This window comes from Nocardioides korecus (genome assembly GCF_054778395.1).
This window is the reverse complement of record NZ_BAAGZO010000005.1, coordinates 1-16,177: the sequence shown is the minus strand read 5'-3', so window position 1 is coordinate 16,177 and position 16,177 is coordinate 1. Positions and strand designations below refer to the sequence as shown.

Here is a 16,177-nt window from a genome sequence, read left to right as displayed (position 1 = left end):
CGATCGACGGGCCCCGGGGTCAGCCCAGGGCGACCGGGAGGGTGGTGGTCCAGGCGGTGCGGAGCTCCTCGACGGGGATCGAGAACTGGCCGGTGACGGCGAGCTCGGAGCCGCGGGTGCGCCCCAGGGTGGTGAGGGGTACGCCGTGCTCGGCGGCGAGCTCGAAGAGCCGCTCCTCGTCGTCGGCGCCGGCCACGGTGACGACCGCGCGGGCGACGGACTCGCTGAACAGCGCGACGAACGGGTCGGCGCCCTCGTCGAGGGTGACCTCGACGCCCACGTCGTGGCGCAGGCACGACTCGGCCAGCGCCTGGGCCAGGCCGCCGTCGGAGAGGTCGTGGGCCGAGGAGACGACCCCGGTCGCGGCGACCAGCAGCTCCGAGAGCGCCCGCTCGGCGGCCAGGTCGACCTTCGGCGGCAGGCCACCGAGGTGGCCGTGGACGACGTGGGCCCACTCCGAGCCGGACAGCTCCTCGCGGGTCTCCCCCAGCAGCAGGACGGTCTCGCCGACGCGCGGGAACCCGGTCGGGGTGCGTCGCGTGACGTCCTCGATCACGCCGAGCACGGCCACCACCGGGGTGGGCAGGATCGCGGTCTCGCCGGTCTGGTTGTAGAGGCTCACGTTGCCGCCGGTCACGGGCACCCCGAGCTCGAGGCAGGCGTCCTTGAGGCCGCGGCAGGCCTCGGCGAACTGCCACATGACGTCGGGGTCCTCGGGCGAGCCGAAGTTGAGGCAGTCCGAGATCGCGACCGGGGTGGCGCCGCCGGTCGAGACGTTGCGGTAGGACTCCGAGAGCGCCAGCTGTGCCCCGGCGTACGGGTCCAGGCGGGCGAAGCGGCCGTTGCAGTCGGTCGAGAGCGCGACGCCGAGGTTGGTCTCGTCGTCGACGCGCACCATGCCGCTGTCGCTGGGCTGGGCCAGGACGGTGTTGCCCTGGACGTAGCGGTCGTACTGGTCGGTGATCCAGGACTTGTCGCACAGGTTGGGGCTGGCCAGCAGGCGCACGAGCGTCTCGCGCAGCTCGACGGCGGTCTCGGGTCGCGGCAGCGCCTCGGCGACGTCGGCCTGGAGGGCGTCCTGGTCGGCGGGGCGCGCGAAGGGCCGCTCGTACGTCGGCCCGTCGTGGGCCACCGAGCGCGGCGGCACGTCGACGACGCGCTCGCCGTGCCAGTCGATCTGGAGGTGGTCGCCGTCGGTGACCTCGCCGACGACGGTGGCCTGGACGTCCCACTTGGCGCAGATGGCCAGGAAGCGCTCGACGTCAGCGGGCTCGACGACCGCCATCATCCGCTCCTGGCTCTCGCTCATCAGGATCTCCTCGGGCGCCAGCGAGGAGTCGCGCAGCGGCACCCGGTCGAGCTCGACGTGCATGCCGCCGTCACCCGCGCTGGCCAGCTCGCTGGTCGCGCAGGACAGCCCGGCCCCACCGAGGTCCTGGATGCCGGCGACGACGCCGGCGTGGAAGAGCTCGAGCGTGCACTCGATGAGCAGCTTCTCCTGGAACGGGTCGCCGACCTGGACGCTGGGCCGCTTGGCCGGACCCGTCGACTCGAAGGTCTCCGACGCCAGGACGCTGACGCCGCCGATGCCGTCGCCGCCGGTCGCGGCGCCGTACAGGATCACCTGGTTGCCGACGCCGCTGGCCTTGGCGAGGTGGAGGTCCTCGTGGCGGAGCACGCCGACGCAGAGCGCGTTGACCAGCGGGTTCCCGGCGTACGTCGCGTCGAAGACGACCTCGCCACCGATGTTGGGCAGCCCCAGGCAGTTGCCGTAGCCGCCGACCCCGGCCACGATCCCGGGCAGGACGCGGTGGGTGTCCTCGGCGTCGAGCGGGCCGAAGCGCAGCGGGTCCATCACCGCGACCGGGCGGGCGCCCATGGCCAGGATGTCGCGGACGATGCCGCCGACGCCGGTCGCGGCGCCCTGGTAGGGCTCGACGTACGACGGGTGGTTGTGGCTCTCGACCTTGAAGGTGACGGCGTAGCCCTGGCCGATGTCGATCACGCCGGCGTTCTCGCCGATCCCGGCCAGCATCGCGCCCGCGCGGGTCTCCTGGGGGATGTCGGAGAACTGCTTGAGGTGCACCTTGGAGGACTTGTAGGAGCAGTGCTCGCTCCACATCACGCTGTACATCGCCAGCTCCGACGAGGTCGGGCGGCGGCCCAGGATCTCGCGGATGCGGGCGTACTCGTCGGGCTTGAGGCCCAGCTCGGCCCACGGCTGCTCGCGGTCGGGGTCGGCCGCGGCGCCGGCCACGGTGTCCAGACCGGTCGTGCTGGCGCCGCTGGTGGTCAGGCGGGTCTCGGGCGAGGTCGTCTCGGGCACGGGCGCCAATCTACCGGCCACGAGCCGGGGTGCCCGACGGCTACCTGCTGCGGAGCATCCCGTCGGCGACGACCTCCAGCAGGGGGCGTACGGCGTCCGCACCGAGGTCGCCCTGGTCCGCCACGGCCGCGACCCCGCCGACCAGCCGGCACATCTGCACGGCGTCGACCCCGTCGCGCAGCGCCTCCTCCTCGCGCAGTCGCACGACGACGCGGTCGGCGGCGGCGGTCAGCGTCTGGCACTTGGTCCTGATCGGCGACTCCGCATCGCCGAGCGCGGAGGTGATCCTGGCCGGGCCACCCTTGTGCAGGCTGATCAGGGCGACGTACGCCTCGAACCACGCCAGCAGCACCTCGCGGGGCGGGCCCTCGTGCGCCAGCGCCTTCTCGGTGGCCTCGGTGACACGGTCGACCCAGCTCTGCATGATCGCGTCGACCAGGGCGTCACGGGTCGGGAAGTGGCGGTAGAGGGTGCCGGCGCCCACGCCCGCACGCTTGGCCACGAGGTCGAGGGACGCGTCGTACCCCTGCTCGCGGAAGACCTCGCGGGCGACCTCGACGATGCGGTCGTAGTTGCGCTTGGCGTCGGCGCGCACGGACATCCCCTCTTGCTAAACGGAGAGCGTCTCCGTATGGTGGTGGACGAACCGGAGTCCATCTCCGCATAGTCTACGTCGGGCCCTCCCCCAGGGCCAGAACAGGACGGAACTCATGTCCTCCCCCACCCTCTCCCCCTCCCGCAGCACCCGGGCCGACCGGGCCGAGCTGCCCACCGACCTGCCCCCGGACGCCGGACGCGCCGCCGCCGGCATCGCGGTCGTGCTGGTCGCCCAGCTGATGCTGATCCTCGACGCCACCGTGGTGAACGTCGGCCTCCCCCGCATCGACGCCGACCTCTCCTTCGGCCCGGCCGGGCTCTCCTGGGTGCTCAACGCCTACACGCTGGCCTTCGGTGGCCTGCTCCTGCTCGGCGGCCGCCTCGGCGACGTGCTGGGGCGCCGACGGATGTTCGAGATCGGCATCGCCGTCTTCACCGTCGCCTCCGCCCTGGGCGGCCTGGCCCAGGGACCGACCTGGCTGGTCGTCAGCCGCGCGGTCCAGGGCGTCGGTGCCGCGATGGCGGCCCCGGGCGTCCTCGCCCTGCTGACCACCAGCGCCCCGGACGAGGCGGCGCGCAACCGGGCCCTGGCCCTGTTCGGTGCCGTCACCTCGGGCGGCATGTCGATCGGGCTCCTCCTCGGCGGCGCCCTGACCGACCTCGGCTCGTGGCGCTGGACGCTGTTCATCAACGTCCCGATCGGCCTGGGCGTGCTCGCGCTGACCCGCCGCTACGTCTCCGAGACCCCGGCCCGCCCCGGTCGCTTCGACGTCGTGGGCGCCCTGACCGCCACGCTCGGCGCCGGCGCCCTGGTGTGGTCCCTGATCGGGGCCCCCGAGCACGGCTGGTCCTCGCTGCGCACCCTCGGCGGTCTCGCGGTCGGCGTCCTGATGCTCGTCGCGCTGACCGTCACCGAGCGCCGGGTGGCCCACCCCCTGCTGCAGCCGGTGCTCCTGCGCCACCGCCGTCGCCTCGGCGCGCTCGGGATCATGATGCTGGTCGTGGGCGGGCAGTTCTCCGCCTTCTTCCTGCTCGTGCAGTACACCCAGCGCGTGCTCGGCTACGGCCCGATGCTCTCCGGCCTGGCGTTCCTGCCCCTGACGCTCGGCATCTTCACGATGTCGCGGGTCACGCCCCGCCTGATCGCCCGCGTCGGCGCCCGGCCGATGCTCGTGGTCGGGACCGCGGGCCTGGCCACCAGCTTCGCCTGGATGGCGCTGGGCAGCACCGCCCACGCCACCGGTGACAGCACCTACTGGACGACGCTGTTCGCCCCGATGCTGCTCAACGGGCTCTCGGCCGGCCTGACCTTCATGCCGATCACCTCCACGGCCCTGGGCGACGTCGACCCGGTCCACGCGGGCTCGGCCTCCGGGCTCCTGCAGACCGCCCAGCAGCTCGGTGGCGCGGTCGGCCTGGCCGTGATCGCCTCGGTGTACGCCGCCGGCGCCGTCCCCGGCCAGTTCCTCCCCGGCCTGACCGCGGCCTTCCTCACCTCGACCGGCATGCTCGTCGGGGCCTGCCTGATCGCGCTGGTCGTGCTGCGCCGCCGGGCGGTCACCGCCTGAGCCCGGCTCACCGGGCCGGCGTACGGGTCCGGCTTCCCAGGTGATGAACCCGAACTGCCTCTCTGCACACGATGCGTCGTGTGCAGAGAGGCAGTTTCGCGTGCGAGGTCAGCGACGTACGCCGGTGCGCCCGTCGTACGCCGACCCCGTGCGGCTACTTCCCGGTCGCCGGCCGGTCCTGTGCGTCCCGGACGTCCGCCAGGCGGGCCTGGAGGCGGCCACGCACCTCCTCGGGCGTCAGGTTCGCCCGCTGGCGACGATCACGCGCGATGATGGCGCCCGTCGCGGCCACCCCTGCGACGCCGGCGAACCCCAGTGCCTTCCACAGCTTCACGACCTGCTCCTTCGCACTCTCCAGAGGACCCCTCGTGGCACCACACCTGCCCCGGCCCCACGCGGGCCCCAGCATGCTGGGTCTCGACGAGGCCGTCGACCTGACGCGCACGGGCGACCTGTGGCTGTTCCGGGGACGCTCACCGGCGGACCAGGCCATCCGGGTCGTCACCAACGCACCCGTCAACCACGTCGGGATGGCGGTGGTGCTCGACGACATGCCGCCGCTGATGTGGCACGCCGAGCTCGGCAAGGGCCTGCTCGACGTCTGGACCGGCAAGCACCAGCGCGGCGTGCAGCTGCACGACCTGCGCGAGGCGGTGGACCAGTGGTGCGGCCGCTACGAGCAGCGGGCGTGGCTGCGCCAGCTCGACGCCCCGGTCACCCGCGAGCAGGAGGACGCCGTGCTGACCACGATCGCGCGGCTCGACGGCACGCCGTTCCCGCCCACCGTCGCCCTGGCCTCCCGCTGGGCGCGCGGCCGGTTCCACCACGAGGCCGGCGTGGAGACGACGTACTGCGCGGAGGTCGTGGCCTCGACGTACACCGCGATGGGGCTGCTCGACCCCGACCGCCCCACCAACTACTACGACCCCGGCAACTTCTGGTCCGGCGACGGGCTCGAGCTGCTCGGCGGCGCCCGGCTGGGTGAGGAGATCGCCGTGCGCACCCACCCGACCGTCCGTGACGTGTCGGACGGCGCCGGTCGATGACCGCACCGGAGTGCCGGAGCGTGCCCAGCTGGAGGTGGACGAGCTCGCCGGGACCGCTCAGCCCCGCCGGCGACGCACGAGTGGGGTGAGCACCAGCGCCAGTGCCGCCAGGCCCACCCCGCCCAGGGCCCACCAGGTGACCTCGCGGCGCACGGGGTCCAGGGCGTCGGCACGCTGCCCGGCGACGGTGAGGCCGGACCGCTCGGTCGTGGAGGCCACCCGCGCGGCGCCCGGCATCGGAGGGCCCGGTCGGGAGGGGTCGGCGAGCAGGGTGAGGGCGGCGTACGGCTGGATCAGGCCCCAGCCCGAGGCGTCGTCGCGCTGGCTGGGACGTGCCCGCTTGGCGGTGGAGGCGATCCGCCAGGCGATCATCTCCGGGGAGTCCTTGGGGAACCGCTGCACCAGCTGGGCGGCGAGCCCGCTGACGAAGGCCGTCGCGTAGCTGGTCTGCGGGTTCTCCCCACCCAGGCAGTCGCCGTTGTCGTAGAACGGCACGATCACCTTCTGGCCGGGCGCCACCACGTCGACGTCGGACCCGTGGATCGAGTAGTCGTCCACGTTGCCGGTCGTGTTCACGGCCGCCACCCCGAGGACGCCCGGGAAGGCAGCCGGGTAGCGCTTCATCGTGACCGGCTGACCGTTCTGGCTGTCACCGGACGCGGCCACGATCAGCGCGCCCTTGCGCTGGGCGTACCTCACGGCCGCGCGCTCGACGTCGAGCCCGGTGGCCGAGGGCCCCGAGGACAGCGAGACGTTGATGACCTTCGCACCCGCGTCGGCCGCCCAGCGGATCCCCTGCGCCACGCCGGCCGGGTCCAGCGGCCGCTGCGCGGTGGACTCCGCGCTCGAGGTGTCGACGGCGGAGTCGTAGACGCGGAACGGCAGCAGCGTCGCGTCGGGCGCCTGGCCGACCAGCACCGACTGCGGGATCCGGCGTGCGGCGATGACGCCGGCCACCGAGGTGCCGTGGCCGAAGGTGTCGACCCGGCCGTCGTCCCCGAGCAGGCTGCGCCCGGGGGCGACCGCGGTGGTGAGGTGCTGGTTGCGCACGTCGACGCCGGAGTCGACGACGGCGACCTTGACGCCCTTGCCGGTGGCGATCTTCCACGTCTGCGGCGTGGAGATCATCGGCAGGGCGTTGGAGGCCTGGGTCTGCTTCACGTACGACGTCTGGCCGCGCTGGCAGCTGGTCAGCGCGTCGGCAGGTGCGCCGGGCGTGGCACCGGCCACGGGCAGGCCCGGGCCGACCAGGGCTGCGACGACGCCGCCGAGGAAGACGGCCCCGCGGGCCCCGCGGGTCCGGACCCCGGTGGTCACGAGCCCGAGGCCAGGTTGGCGGCCTTCTGCGGGTCGAGCGTCGGCCCGTCCTTGAACAGCGTGGTCCAGGCCTGGCTCACCGACGGGGCGGCCACGTCGGCGTAGCCCAGGCGACCCTGGTAGCCGGACGGGACCGTGTAGCGCGTGCCCGTGGCGTCGATGAGCACCGTGCTGCCCTGGTCGGAGCGCACCGACCCGCTGGTCTCCTGCACCAGGGCGCCCCGGCCGGCATCGACCAGCACCGACTGGCTGCGGTCCGTGGGGAGCCGGGCACTGCCCGTGTCGACGGTCGCGAGCACCGTCTGGCGGAAGTCGCCGGTGCCGGTCAGCGACAGGCACGGCGAGGACTGGCGGTACGCCGAGGGAGTGCTGGTCGGCCACGAGGAGAGGAACGACAGCGACGTGGGGGCACCCACGTTGCGCAGCCCGTCCAGCTGGGCGGCCGTCAGCTGGGGCGCCCGGAGCGAGGCGCCCGGACCACCGGAGGTGTACACCGCGTAGGCGAAGTCGCTGATCGGCAGCAGCGCAGGCTTCGCGCCGGCCTTGACCAGGAGGTACTTCTTGCCCCCCTGGCTCACCGGCGTGCCGACGGTGTCGAAGCCCGACACCCCGGTGTCGACCCGGTCGCCCTGGCCCGGCACGGCGAACGGCTTGATCTCCGGGCCGGGGGTGAGCAGGTTGACCCAGCTGCCGGAGGCCGTGAAGGCGTTGCTGGACAGCCCCAGGGTGCGCAGGACGTTGTCGCCGTTCCGGGTGCTGATCGGGTAGCGGGTGCCGCCCACGACCAGGAACTGCTGGCCCGCGTCGCCGAGGGACCGCACGAGCAGCGTCTGCGAGGTCGCCGGGGCGACGTCCTTGGCCGCGGAGAGGTCCACCCGCAGCCCCCCGTCCTTGTTGACGCAGGCCGTCCAGCCGGTGTCGAGCAGCTGGGAGGGGGCCGGCAGGGCGTCGGGTGCCCCCGCGATGCCCACCGTCGACCCGATCTTGTGGCGTCGGATGACGTCGTCGGGAACCGTGTTGATCACAAGGGTGCCGTTGTTGTCGGCCGCCACCAGGCGCGCGGACGCCGTGTTGATGACCGGGAACAGCTTGCCGTTCTGGGCGATGAACCGGGCGCCGCTCTCCTTGGCGATCACGATGCCCTTCTGGTCCCAGTCCTGCGGGAGCTTGGGCTTGATCATCCCGCCGACAGCGGCCCCGACGACGATCAGGGCTGCCAGGACCGCGCCGCCGACGATGGCCCGGCCGTAGCGCGCCGGCTCCACCTCGCGGCCGCCCGGTGCACCGCTGACGAACGCGGTGACCAGGCGACGGCGGTTGAAGGAGTGCGCCTCGACGAGGTCACGCTTGCTCGACACCGATGTCCCCCGCCCTCAGGATCCTGGTCAGGCCTTGACCGGGGCGCGACGGGGGCGGCTCATCATCAGGCCGCCGCCGAGGACGAGCGCGGCACCGAGGGCCAGGTAGCCCTCCGCGTGTGCCGGGGCGCCCGTGTCGGCCAGCCCGTTGGCGCTCGAGGTGCTGGTGGTCGGCGCGGCCGCGGCCTGGCAGATCGCGGCGTCGGAGCAGGCCGAGTTCACCGGGACGGTGGTCTGGGCGCGCGAGGAGACCACGCCCTCCGGGCTGGTGCCCGCACCCTCGACGCCGCTGCCGTTGCCCGTCGAGATCCCGCCGTTCCCGCCGTTCCCGCTGGTCCCACCGGTCCCGCCGTTGCCGTTGCCGTTGCCCCCGCCGTTGCCGTTCCCGTTGCCGCCGCCGTTCCCGTTGCCGCCGCCGTTCCCGTTGCCGCCGCCGGGGTTGGACACGGTGGGCAACCCGGTGGGGTCGGGGGTCGTGGTCGGGGTCGGGTCGCCCGAGGGGTCGACGACGGTCGGGCCGTCCGTGGGGAGGGTCGGCCCGTCGGTCGGGAGGGTCGGCCCGTCCGTCGGCAGCGTGGGGCCGCCGCTCGGCAGGGTGGGCAGGTCGCCCGGGGAGGTGGGCAGGTCGTCCGGGCCGAGCGCGGCCACGCCCTCCTGCCGGGCCGCCGACCTGGTGGGCGCCGCCGCGGGCGCGGGCGCCGCCTGGGCGGCACTCGCCCGCAGGACGGCGCCGATGTCGGTGCGTCCCGTCAGCTCGCCCGCCGCCTGCGCCCGGCGCAGGCAGGACGCCACGTCCGTCTCGGTCAGGCACTGCTTCACGGTGGCCTTCTCCTGAGCCGCCGTGGGTGCGCTGGACGCCCCCCCGACGGCGGCGAACGCCGGCACCGCTCCCATGGTCAGCCCCGCGACGAGCATCGACGTCGCGGCGACCCTGCGGCCGTAGTTCTTCATGCTTCCCCCTCCGGGTCTCCCCGTGCTCTCTGGTTCCGTACGTGTTGCGAAGCTTGTTCGGCGTGCCCGGCACGACGCCGGGCAGCAGTGTCCCCCAGGACCGTGGCTCAGGAGCGCACGGCCTCCACCAGTCCGGCAGCGAAGACGACGAGCGGCACCATGGCCACCAGCGCGGTCATCTCGGCGACGTCGCCGAGCCGGCCGCGTCGCACCGACGTGGGGCTCGGGACCAGCGTGACGACCAGCAGGACGCTGCCCACCGCAGCCAGGACCAGGCCGGTGCCCGACCGCCAGCCCGGGTGCTCGAGGAGGGCCGAGACGGCCAGCGCGCCGAGCGCGGCCACCCCCAGTCCCAGGCCGAGGGCGACCTCGGCGCCGACGCGGTACTGGCGTGTCCGCAGCATCACCACGGCCGCCGCGCAGACCCCCAGCAGGGTGCCGGTCACGCCTCGCTGGACGGCGAGGGGGGCCAGCAGCGCGACCAGCAGACCGACGCTGGCGGCCACGGCGAGGAGCACGTCGTGCGCGGTGCGCGCGTCGCCCCGGACCGCGTCCTCGCTGATGTCCTCGGGGTCGGCGACCAGGTCGTCGTGGGTGTACGCCGCCGGCACGGCCGAGCGCGTGGTGGCCAGGGCCAGCCGGGGCACCACGGTGCCGAGGACGACCACGACCGCCAGGAGCACGACCGCGACCTGGCCGGCCCCGAAGGTGGTCAGCTCGACCACGGCGGCACCGGCGGCCACGGCCAGCCCGACCACGACGGCGGGGTAGAGCAGGGCGCGGCGCCGCTTGAGACCGATCGCCGCGACGAGGCCGGCCACGAGCAGGCCGACCCCGGCCAGCGCCGTCGGCAGTCCCAGCCGCTCGGATCCCGGGGTGGCGGTGAACCCGGCGGCCGCGGCGTACGCCGATCCCAGCCAGGCCAGCGTGACCGCCGCGTCGTCCTCCTCCTTGAGCTGGCTCAGCACGATGGCCGCGACGACCAGCAGCAGGGCCACCAGACCCGCGGCCGCACCGGCCAGCACGCTGGTGCGCATGGCCACCAGCGCGGAGGCGCCGATCAGCATCAGCAGGGCCGCGGTCGCCAGCGCCGTACGCCGACTGGCCGCCGGCCGCCACGGGGACATGTCCTCCTCGACGGCGTCCGACATCGCCTCGACGATGTCGTCGTAGACCCGCGGCGGGCGCTCGTCGGCGCCCGCGGTCACGGTCAGCAGCGCGCCGTCCGGGACGCCCTGGGCCGACAGCCCGGCACCGCCGGTGAGGGGGGCGCCGTCGGAGCCGACCAGGGTGAAGCCCGCGTGGACCACCTGGGCGTCGAGCATGCCGAGGTTGCGCACCAGGTCGGGCAGCAGCTCGGCGACGGGCACGGAGCCCGGCAGGGCGAGGTCGACCCGGCGCTCGCCGGCCGTGACGGTCACCCGCACGAGACCGTTGCCAGGAGCGTCGGACGAGGCCTGCTCGGGGGAGAACGTGGTCACGCGGTGCTCCTGGGGTGGGTCGGAGCCGGCCCGGTGGCCGGCGGCAGCTGCTCGGGCGTCATCGGATCACCCCGGGCGCGGTGTCGCCGCCGTCGAGCCACGCCTCCTCGTCCTCGAAGGCGAGGTGGTCGGTGCGCGAGGCGGTCTCGCGCTGCGAGCGCGAGGCACCACCACGGCCGAGCAGTCCGCGTCCGCCGCGGCCCTGGGCGGCCGACGTCTCGCCGGTGGCACCGCGGCCGCCGGGCGCACCCTTGACCGCGGCACCCTCCCGGCCGGCTGCTCCCGCCGTCCGGCCCGTCGTACCCCGCCCCTCGGACTCGGCCTCGGAGGTCGCCCCGGTGCCGCGTGACCGGGCGGCCGCGGCGCGTCCTCCGCGTCCCTGGGCCTCCTCGCCCTCGGCGACACCCTTGGTGGCGCCCTTGGCGCCGGAGCGAGCCCCGGAGCGGGAGGTGCTGTCGGTGGCGCGGGCGCCGGTCGCCCGCGAGCCGGCGGAGCGCGTCGCACCGGTGGTCTTGGAGGCTGCGCTCGAGCCGGTGCCGCGGGCGGCGCCGGTGGCGCGCGCGCCGGTGCCCTGGCCGGCTCCCGTGGCGCGACCGGCGGCACCGGTGGCGCGCGAGGTCGTGGGGCTGCCCTCCGACTCGGCCGCGGCCGCCTTGGCGGTCGCACCCCGGACCGGGCTCGCCTTGCCCAGCACCCCACCCGCACCCGAGCGCGCGCTCGAGCCCAGCGTCGTGGGCTTCGACGCGGCACCGGTGGAGCCGGACGCACGGCCGGTGAGCCCGCGCATCCCGCCCGCACCGACGGCGCGCGAGAGCGCTCGCCCGCCGGCGACGGCCGCGCCGGCGGCGGCGGCACCACCGCCGGCCTGCACGGGGTTGCCGAGGACCGAGCCCGCACCCGAGGTCGTGCCGGACGTCGTGCCCGAGGAGCCGCCCTGGTCGTGCCCGACGCCCGTGACCTGGGTGGGACGCCCACCGCCCCCGAGGGCCGCCTGGCCGATGGCGGGGGTCGCGCCCACGGCACCGGTCGCGACGGTCGGGGAGAGGTCGACGGAGGTGCCGTGGGTGTCGGTGCTGTAGCCGACGACGTGGGCCGAGCCGTGAGTGCCGCCGCCACCACCGGAGTAGCCCGTGGAGGTCGGTGCGGCAGGCGTGGACGGCGTGGTGCCCCCCGTGCCGCCGGTGGTCGTGCTGTGGGGCGCGGCCGTGGGCGGTGCCGCGGCCGACATCTTCGACGCCGCCGAGGAGTACCCCTGGACGAGGTTGTCGTAGGCCTCCTTGGCCGCCGCCTCGCGGGCGTTGTAGGCGGCCGTCTTGGACCGTTGGTACGCCGCCTCCTGCTGCGGCGTCGGGTCACCCGTGGGGGCGGTGGGCGCGCCCGGCCCCAGGTCGGCCCCCTGCGCGGTCTGCAGGGCCTCCGCGGCCAGGTCGAGCCCGGTGGCGACCTTGAGCATGTGCGTGCGCTGGGCGTCGACCTGGGTGGCGAACTGGCTCAGCGCCTCGCGGGCGGCGGCCGCGTCGGTGCTGCCCTGGTAGTAGGGCTCGACGTCCGAGCGCGCCTTGCGCACGTCGGACGCGGCCTCGGCGAGCGCGGCAGCCTGGTCCCGCCACTTCTGCGCACGCTGCCGGAGCTCGCCGGGGCGCCCGCCGCTCGTCGCCTGCTCGAGCTTCAGCTCGTTGGGTCCTGCCATGTCACTGCCCCCCGGCTCGTGTGAGGTGTTCGTCGGTCCCGGACGGGCCAGGCCCACCCGGACGTGCGGTCGGCGGTGTCGCGCGCCGACGTCGTGACGCCGCGGTCGCGACGATCCCGGCCACCAGCAGGAGGACGAGCGCCACCACGACCCACACCCAGCCCGGGACGCCGCCGCCCTGGTCGGCCGTGGTGCCGGACGACGCCTTGCCCGCCTGGGCAGCCTGGGCGCCCGACCCCGTGGAGGCGGCGGCCGACGGGCTCGCCGAGGCGCTGCCGGAGGCGGACGAGGATCCCTTGCCGTAGATGCTGGAGGGGTAGGTCGCGGCCATCTTCGTCGGGTCGATGGTCAGCGGGTTGACGTCCGGCCACCCCGCCGGGTCGTGCTTGAGCATGTTCACCACCGAGACGGCGCCGAAGCCCGTCTCCAGGGCCCAGGTCATGTCGGGCAGCTTGCGGCTGCCGGTGATGCTCTCGCGGGTCGTGTGGTGGATCAGGTTCTGGATGAGCTGGTTCGCGGTGGCGCGCGGGTACTCCTGCTTCTCCAGGGCCACGGCCCCGGCGACCAGGGCCGTGGCACCCGAGGTCCCGGTCGCCCAGGCCCCCGCCCCGAAGCCCTCCGCGGCCCCGGGGAGGTCCAGGTGCACCCCGGGGGCGGAGACGGTCGGCGTCCACCACCCCGCCTGCACCCCGCGGCCGCTGGTGTCGCGGAGCGAGACCGACTTCTTCCACGGGAAGTACTTCTGGTCCAGCGCGTTCACCGACACGATCCCGGGCGCCCCTGCCGGCGGGGCGAAGGACCGGGGGCGGTCGTCCTTGTTGATGGGCGCGGCGACCAGGACGGCGGAGCTCGTCCTGGCCAGGCGCGTCCACGCCTCGGAGTCGAGGTCGGTGGGCGTGCCGAACGACAGCGACACCACGTCGGCGCCGTCGCGGATGGCCTGGCGGGCCGTGGCCACGATGTCCTCCCCGGGGCACTCGAGGGCGCCGGGCTTGGAGAACTCCAGCTCGTCGATGTCGTAGAACCGGAGGGTGGCGTCCGGCGCCACCCCCATCAGGCCGGTCCCCGGTCCGCCGAAGCCGTTGCCGCCACCGACCAGCAGCGAGGCCATCAGGCTGCCGTGCTCGGAGCTCGGTCCCTTCTCGAAGACGGGCACCGGGTGCTTGGCCTGCGCCGAGCACGGGGACTTGCGCATCTCGATGTGCGCGCCCTTCAGGGCGGGGACGTCCGGGGCGATGCCGCCGTCCAGCAGGGCGATCACGACACCCTTGCCGGTCGCGGTGCGGTGCACCCGGTCGAGCCGCATGGCGTCGCCCTGCCAGGTGCGGGCGTGGGGTGCGGTCGCCCGCGAGCCGCCGTCGCGCGCCGTCGCGGCACCGGCCGGTGCGGCCGCAGGCAGCGCGGCGCCGAGCAGGGCGAGGCCGACGGCGCCGGCGGCGAGGAGCCGACCGCGGCGTCCGGTGGGCCCGTGGCGCTCAGCCACCCACGGCTCCCGAGCCCCCGGCGGCCTCGCCGCCGGCCGCGTGGTCCACCTGGTGCTGCCCAGCGGCGGCCTGGGCGTCGTCCGACTGCGGCTGACCACCCTCGGGGCGCTCCAGCGACGGGTCGACGGCCAGCCTCTGGCCGAGGTGGTCGCGCGTGCCGCGGTAGGCCTGGTGCGTCGCGGTCGCCGCGGTCGTCCCGAGGTGGGAGGCCAGCGTCTGCGAGCGCTCGGCGTTGGACTGCTCGGTGTCGTGCCAGGACCGCGCGGTGCTGGTCAGGTTGTGCTTGAACGTGTCGAGGTCCTCCCCGACGCCGTGGACGGTCTCGACGAAGACGGTCTTGACGCTGCTGTGGAGCTCGGCGAGGTGCTCACCGGGCGCGGACCCGCCGAACGCGCCGGCACCGTCCCCGGTGTCACGGAAGGCGGCCAGGGCGGTCTTGACCTTGTCGTACGCCGGACCCACCACCGTGCGCGCGACGTTCTCGATCTCCTCGGGCGTGACCTTGACCGTCATTGCCGTGCATCCCCCTGCCGACTCGTTCCCCGCACCCGCCTCGCGGGTCGTTCCCTGCTGCCGACATCGGGCCGCGGGGGAGACGACCCCCGCGACCCGAGACGGACTGCTGCGTCCGACGCCCACCCGAGTGGTGGCCGCCGGGTCCCCGGTGGACCGGGGATCACCACATGTTGGTGTTGAGCTTCTCCGTGTCCTGGTAGCCGGTGTTGGCGTCGTTCACCGAGATGCCCACGGCCTGGAGGATCAGGTTCAGGTCCTCCGCGGCGGCGTTCCACCGCGACTGGGCGGTGTGGTAGGCGTCGCGGGCGAAGCCGTCCCAGCTGGCGCGCATGGGCGCCAGGTCGGAGTCGAGCTGGTCCAGGCGGGCCCGGATGGTCTTGGCCTTCGCGCCGATGGTGCTGCTCGTCGCGTCCAGGCCACCGAAGTTGACCTCGGTCGATCCACTCATGATCGTCATCCTCTCCGTGTCAGCCGAGCTTGCCGGTGAGCTTGGTCATCGTCTGCTGGGCCTCGGACTCGATCTGGTTGTAGTTCTTGTCCGTGCCGCGCAGGTTGTTCTCGAACTCGTCGAGCGCCTTGGTCAGCAGGTTGGCGTCCTCGTCCCACCGCTGCATCAGCTTGGTGAACTCGAGCGCCGCCGTCCCCTTCCAGCTGGCCGCGTTCTGCGAGACCTCGCCTCGCAGGGCGCCCAGCAGCGACGTGAGGTCGCTCTTGCAGCTGGCGACCAGTCCGGCTCCCTTGCTGATCTGGCCCTGCTCTGTCCTGAATCCACTGCCGCCTGCCATGGCGACCCCCTTTCTCAAGGACCCCCGCGGGTCTCGCACGCACCGGCCACCGGCTGTGACGCGGCGATGGAACCAAGCCTCCCGCGATGGGTCAGCTCGTAAACCTCCAGACAAAATCAAACAATCCGGATGCTAGTGGCATCGCCGAGAGCGCTACAGCGAATCCAGCACCTTGGAGGACATCCGCCACCCGGGCCCACCAGACCGAGCGCCAGCCGTGCCCGAGGGCCACCGCGGCCCCCGCGACCACGACCCCGGCGACCACGGCGAGGACGACCACCACGAGTCCGCCGGTCGGCCCCGTGGCCCGCAGGACGGCCACGGCCAGCGCGGCCACCAGCACCGCCGCCACGACCCGCAGCAGCACCTGGAGCCGCCAGTCGCGGTAGCCCCGGGCCACCAGGGCGACCCCGGCGGCCCCGGCCCCGACCATGACCTCGGACCCCACCCGCGACCACGCGGAGGCGTCGGCCGTGGCGGCGAGGAGCAGCAGGGCCCCCGCGACCAGGACGGCACAGGCGCCTCCCGTCGAGCTGCGCAGGAGCGTGCCGCTGCGCCGCGCCAGCGAGCGCACCTGGGGACGGCGGATCACCGGGCGCCGACGCGAGGCGGGGCGGCCCTCGTCGTGGGCCGACCAGGCCGTGATAGCGAGGTTCTCCAGGTCGAGCAGCGTCTCGTCGGGGACGTCGACCACCAGCGAGGGCAGCAGCCGCACCGCGACCAGGCCCCCGGCGACGAGCAGCGCCCACAGCCCGGCGCTGCCGGCGCCGGTCAGCAGCAGGAGCACGCAGGCCGCCGACAGCAGCCCCGAGGCCCACAGCCACACCAGGCACACCTCGTCGTCGTCGCTCAGCGCCCAGGCGGCGCCGCTGGCGGCCAGCGCCGCGAGGGCCGCGACCGTGACCGGCAGCAGGGGGTGGGCGGCCGAGGCGCCGAGCCCCACCAGGGCGGCCGCCGCGAGGCAGAAGGGCGCGACCCTGAGGCGGGCCAGGCGCGCCCGGTCGGGTCCGGGGCCCCGGCCCGGGGCCACCGGCGCCAGCGCGAGCAGCGCGGCCAGC

The 16,177-nt window shown here is 74.6% G+C and carries 15 protein-coding genes; 2 read left to right on the top strand and 13 right to left on the bottom strand.

What is annotated here, in order from left to right; genetic code table 11:
• Positions 1 to 19 precede the first annotated feature (19 nt).
• Together purL and ACYVDA_RS10785 are read right to left on the bottom strand one after the other, a co-directional pair.
• On the bottom strand, positions 20 to 2,326 hold the full coding sequence (gene purL, locus ACYVDA_RS10790; protein WP_460818219.1) for a phosphoribosylformylglycinamidine synthase subunit PurL: 2,307 nt from the start codon (positions 2,324 to 2,326) through the stop codon (positions 20 to 22).
• Positions 2,327 to 2,366: 40 nt separating this feature from the next.
• Positions 2,367 to 2,927: a TetR/AcrR family transcriptional regulator gene (locus tag ACYVDA_RS10785; RefSeq protein ID WP_460818217.1), complete on the bottom strand. Its 561-nt coding sequence runs from the start codon at positions 2,925 to 2,927 to the stop codon at positions 2,367 to 2,369.
• A gap of 109 nt (positions 2,928 to 3,036) precedes the next feature.
• On the opposite strand from ACYVDA_RS10785, the gene ACYVDA_RS10780 reads away from it, so the two are divergent.
• Complete coding sequence (locus ACYVDA_RS10780; RefSeq protein WP_460818213.1) at positions 3,037 to 4,491, top strand: MFS transporter; 1,455 nt, start codon at positions 3,037 to 3,039, stop codon at positions 4,489 to 4,491.
• A gap of 154 nt (positions 4,492 to 4,645) precedes the next feature.
• Here ACYVDA_RS10780 and ACYVDA_RS10775 read toward each other — a convergent pair whose 3' ends face one another.
• Entirely contained in the window at positions 4,646 to 4,825 is a 180-nt protein-coding gene (locus ACYVDA_RS10775) for a hypothetical protein (protein WP_460818211.1), read from the bottom strand.
• Between the two features lie 34 nt (positions 4,826 to 4,859).
• Between ACYVDA_RS10775 and ACYVDA_RS10770 the strand changes: the two genes are divergently transcribed.
• Positions 4,860 to 5,537, top strand: a complete 678-nt coding sequence (locus tag ACYVDA_RS10770) for a hypothetical protein (protein WP_460818210.1) — start codon at positions 4,860 to 4,862, stop codon at positions 5,535 to 5,537.
• A gap of 57 nt (positions 5,538 to 5,594) precedes the next feature.
• Here ACYVDA_RS10770 and ACYVDA_RS10765 read toward each other — a convergent pair whose 3' ends face one another.
• The 10 genes from ACYVDA_RS10765 to ACYVDA_RS10720 form a co-directional block, all read right to left on the bottom strand.
• Positions 5,595 to 6,854, bottom strand: a complete 1,260-nt coding sequence (locus ACYVDA_RS10765; RefSeq protein ID WP_460818207.1) for a S8 family serine peptidase — start codon at positions 6,852 to 6,854, stop codon at positions 5,595 to 5,597.
• On the bottom strand, positions 6,851 to 8,212 hold the full coding sequence (gene eccB, locus ACYVDA_RS10760; RefSeq protein ID WP_460818205.1) for a type VII secretion protein EccB: 1,362 nt from the start codon (positions 8,210 to 8,212) through the stop codon (positions 6,851 to 6,853). The genes ACYVDA_RS10765 and eccB overlap by 4 nt, the downstream gene beginning before the upstream one ends.
• Positions 8,213 to 8,239: 27 nt before the next feature.
• Positions 8,240 to 9,163, bottom strand: coding sequence for a hypothetical protein (locus tag ACYVDA_RS10755; RefSeq protein ID WP_460818202.1), 924 nt, complete (start codon positions 9,161 to 9,163; stop codon positions 8,240 to 8,242).
• A gap of 107 nt (positions 9,164 to 9,270) precedes the next feature.
• Positions 9,271 to 10,644, bottom strand: coding sequence for a type VII secretion integral membrane protein EccD (eccD, locus tag ACYVDA_RS10750; RefSeq protein ID WP_460818199.1), 1,374 nt, complete (start codon positions 10,642 to 10,644; stop codon positions 9,271 to 9,273).
• A 58-nt stretch (positions 10,645 to 10,702) separates the two neighbouring features.
• A complete protein-coding gene (locus tag ACYVDA_RS10745) occupies positions 10,703 to 12,334 on the bottom strand; it encodes a hypothetical protein (protein WP_460818196.1) in 1,632 nt (543 codons plus the stop codon).
• Position 12,335: 1 nt separating this feature from the next.
• The gene (locus ACYVDA_RS10740) at positions 12,336 to 13,817 is read right to left on the bottom strand and encodes a S8 family serine peptidase (protein ID WP_460818194.1); all 1,482 of its coding nucleotides are present in this window, start codon (positions 13,815 to 13,817) and stop codon (positions 12,336 to 12,338) included.
• Complete coding sequence (locus ACYVDA_RS10735; RefSeq protein ID WP_460818192.1) at positions 13,810 to 14,331, bottom strand: hypothetical protein; 522 nt, start codon at positions 14,329 to 14,331, stop codon at positions 13,810 to 13,812. The genes ACYVDA_RS10740 and ACYVDA_RS10735 overlap by 8 nt, the downstream gene beginning before the upstream one ends.
• Before the next feature lie 163 nt (positions 14,332 to 14,494).
• Positions 14,495 to 14,782, bottom strand: a complete 288-nt coding sequence (locus tag ACYVDA_RS10730; protein ID WP_460818190.1) for a WXG100 family type VII secretion target — start codon at positions 14,780 to 14,782, stop codon at positions 14,495 to 14,497.
• 19 nt (positions 14,783 to 14,801) lie between these two features.
• Positions 14,802 to 15,119, bottom strand: coding sequence for a WXG100 family type VII secretion target (locus ACYVDA_RS10725; RefSeq protein ID WP_460818186.1), 318 nt, complete (start codon positions 15,117 to 15,119; stop codon positions 14,802 to 14,804).
• Between the two features lie 91 nt (positions 15,120 to 15,210).
• Positions 15,211 to 16,177 (bottom strand): hypothetical protein (locus ACYVDA_RS10720; RefSeq protein ID WP_460818184.1); only part of this gene is annotated, 967 nt, incomplete at its 5' end.

What these genes read in the sequence shown, in the direction of transcription:
- ACYVDA_RS10785 (WP_460818217.1), bottom strand. Translation starts at nt 2,927, where the DNA reads ATGTCCGTGCGCGCCGACGCCAAGCGCAACTACGACCGCATCGTCGAG.
- ACYVDA_RS10780 (WP_460818213.1), top strand. Translation starts at nt 3,037, where the DNA reads ATGTCCTCCCCCACCCTCTCCCCCTCCCGCAGCACCCGGGCCGACCGG.
- ACYVDA_RS10755 (WP_460818202.1), bottom strand. Translation starts at nt 9,163, where the DNA reads ATGAAGAACTACGGCCGCAGGGTCGCCGCGACGTCGATGCTCGTCGCG.
- ACYVDA_RS10745 (WP_460818196.1), bottom strand. Translation starts at nt 12,334, where the DNA reads ATGGCAGGACCCAACGAGCTGAAGCTCGAGCAGGCGACGAGCGGCGGG.
- ACYVDA_RS10735 (WP_460818192.1), bottom strand. Translation starts at nt 14,331, where the DNA reads ATGACGGTCAAGGTCACGCCCGAGGAGATCGAGAACGTCGCGCGCACG.
- ACYVDA_RS10730 (WP_460818190.1), bottom strand. Translation starts at nt 14,782, where the DNA reads ATGAGTGGATCGACCGAGGTCAACTTCGGTGGCCTGGACGCGACGAGC.
- ACYVDA_RS10725 (WP_460818186.1), bottom strand. Translation starts at nt 15,119, where the DNA reads ATGGCAGGCGGCAGTGGATTCAGGACAGAGCAGGGCCAGATCAGCAAG.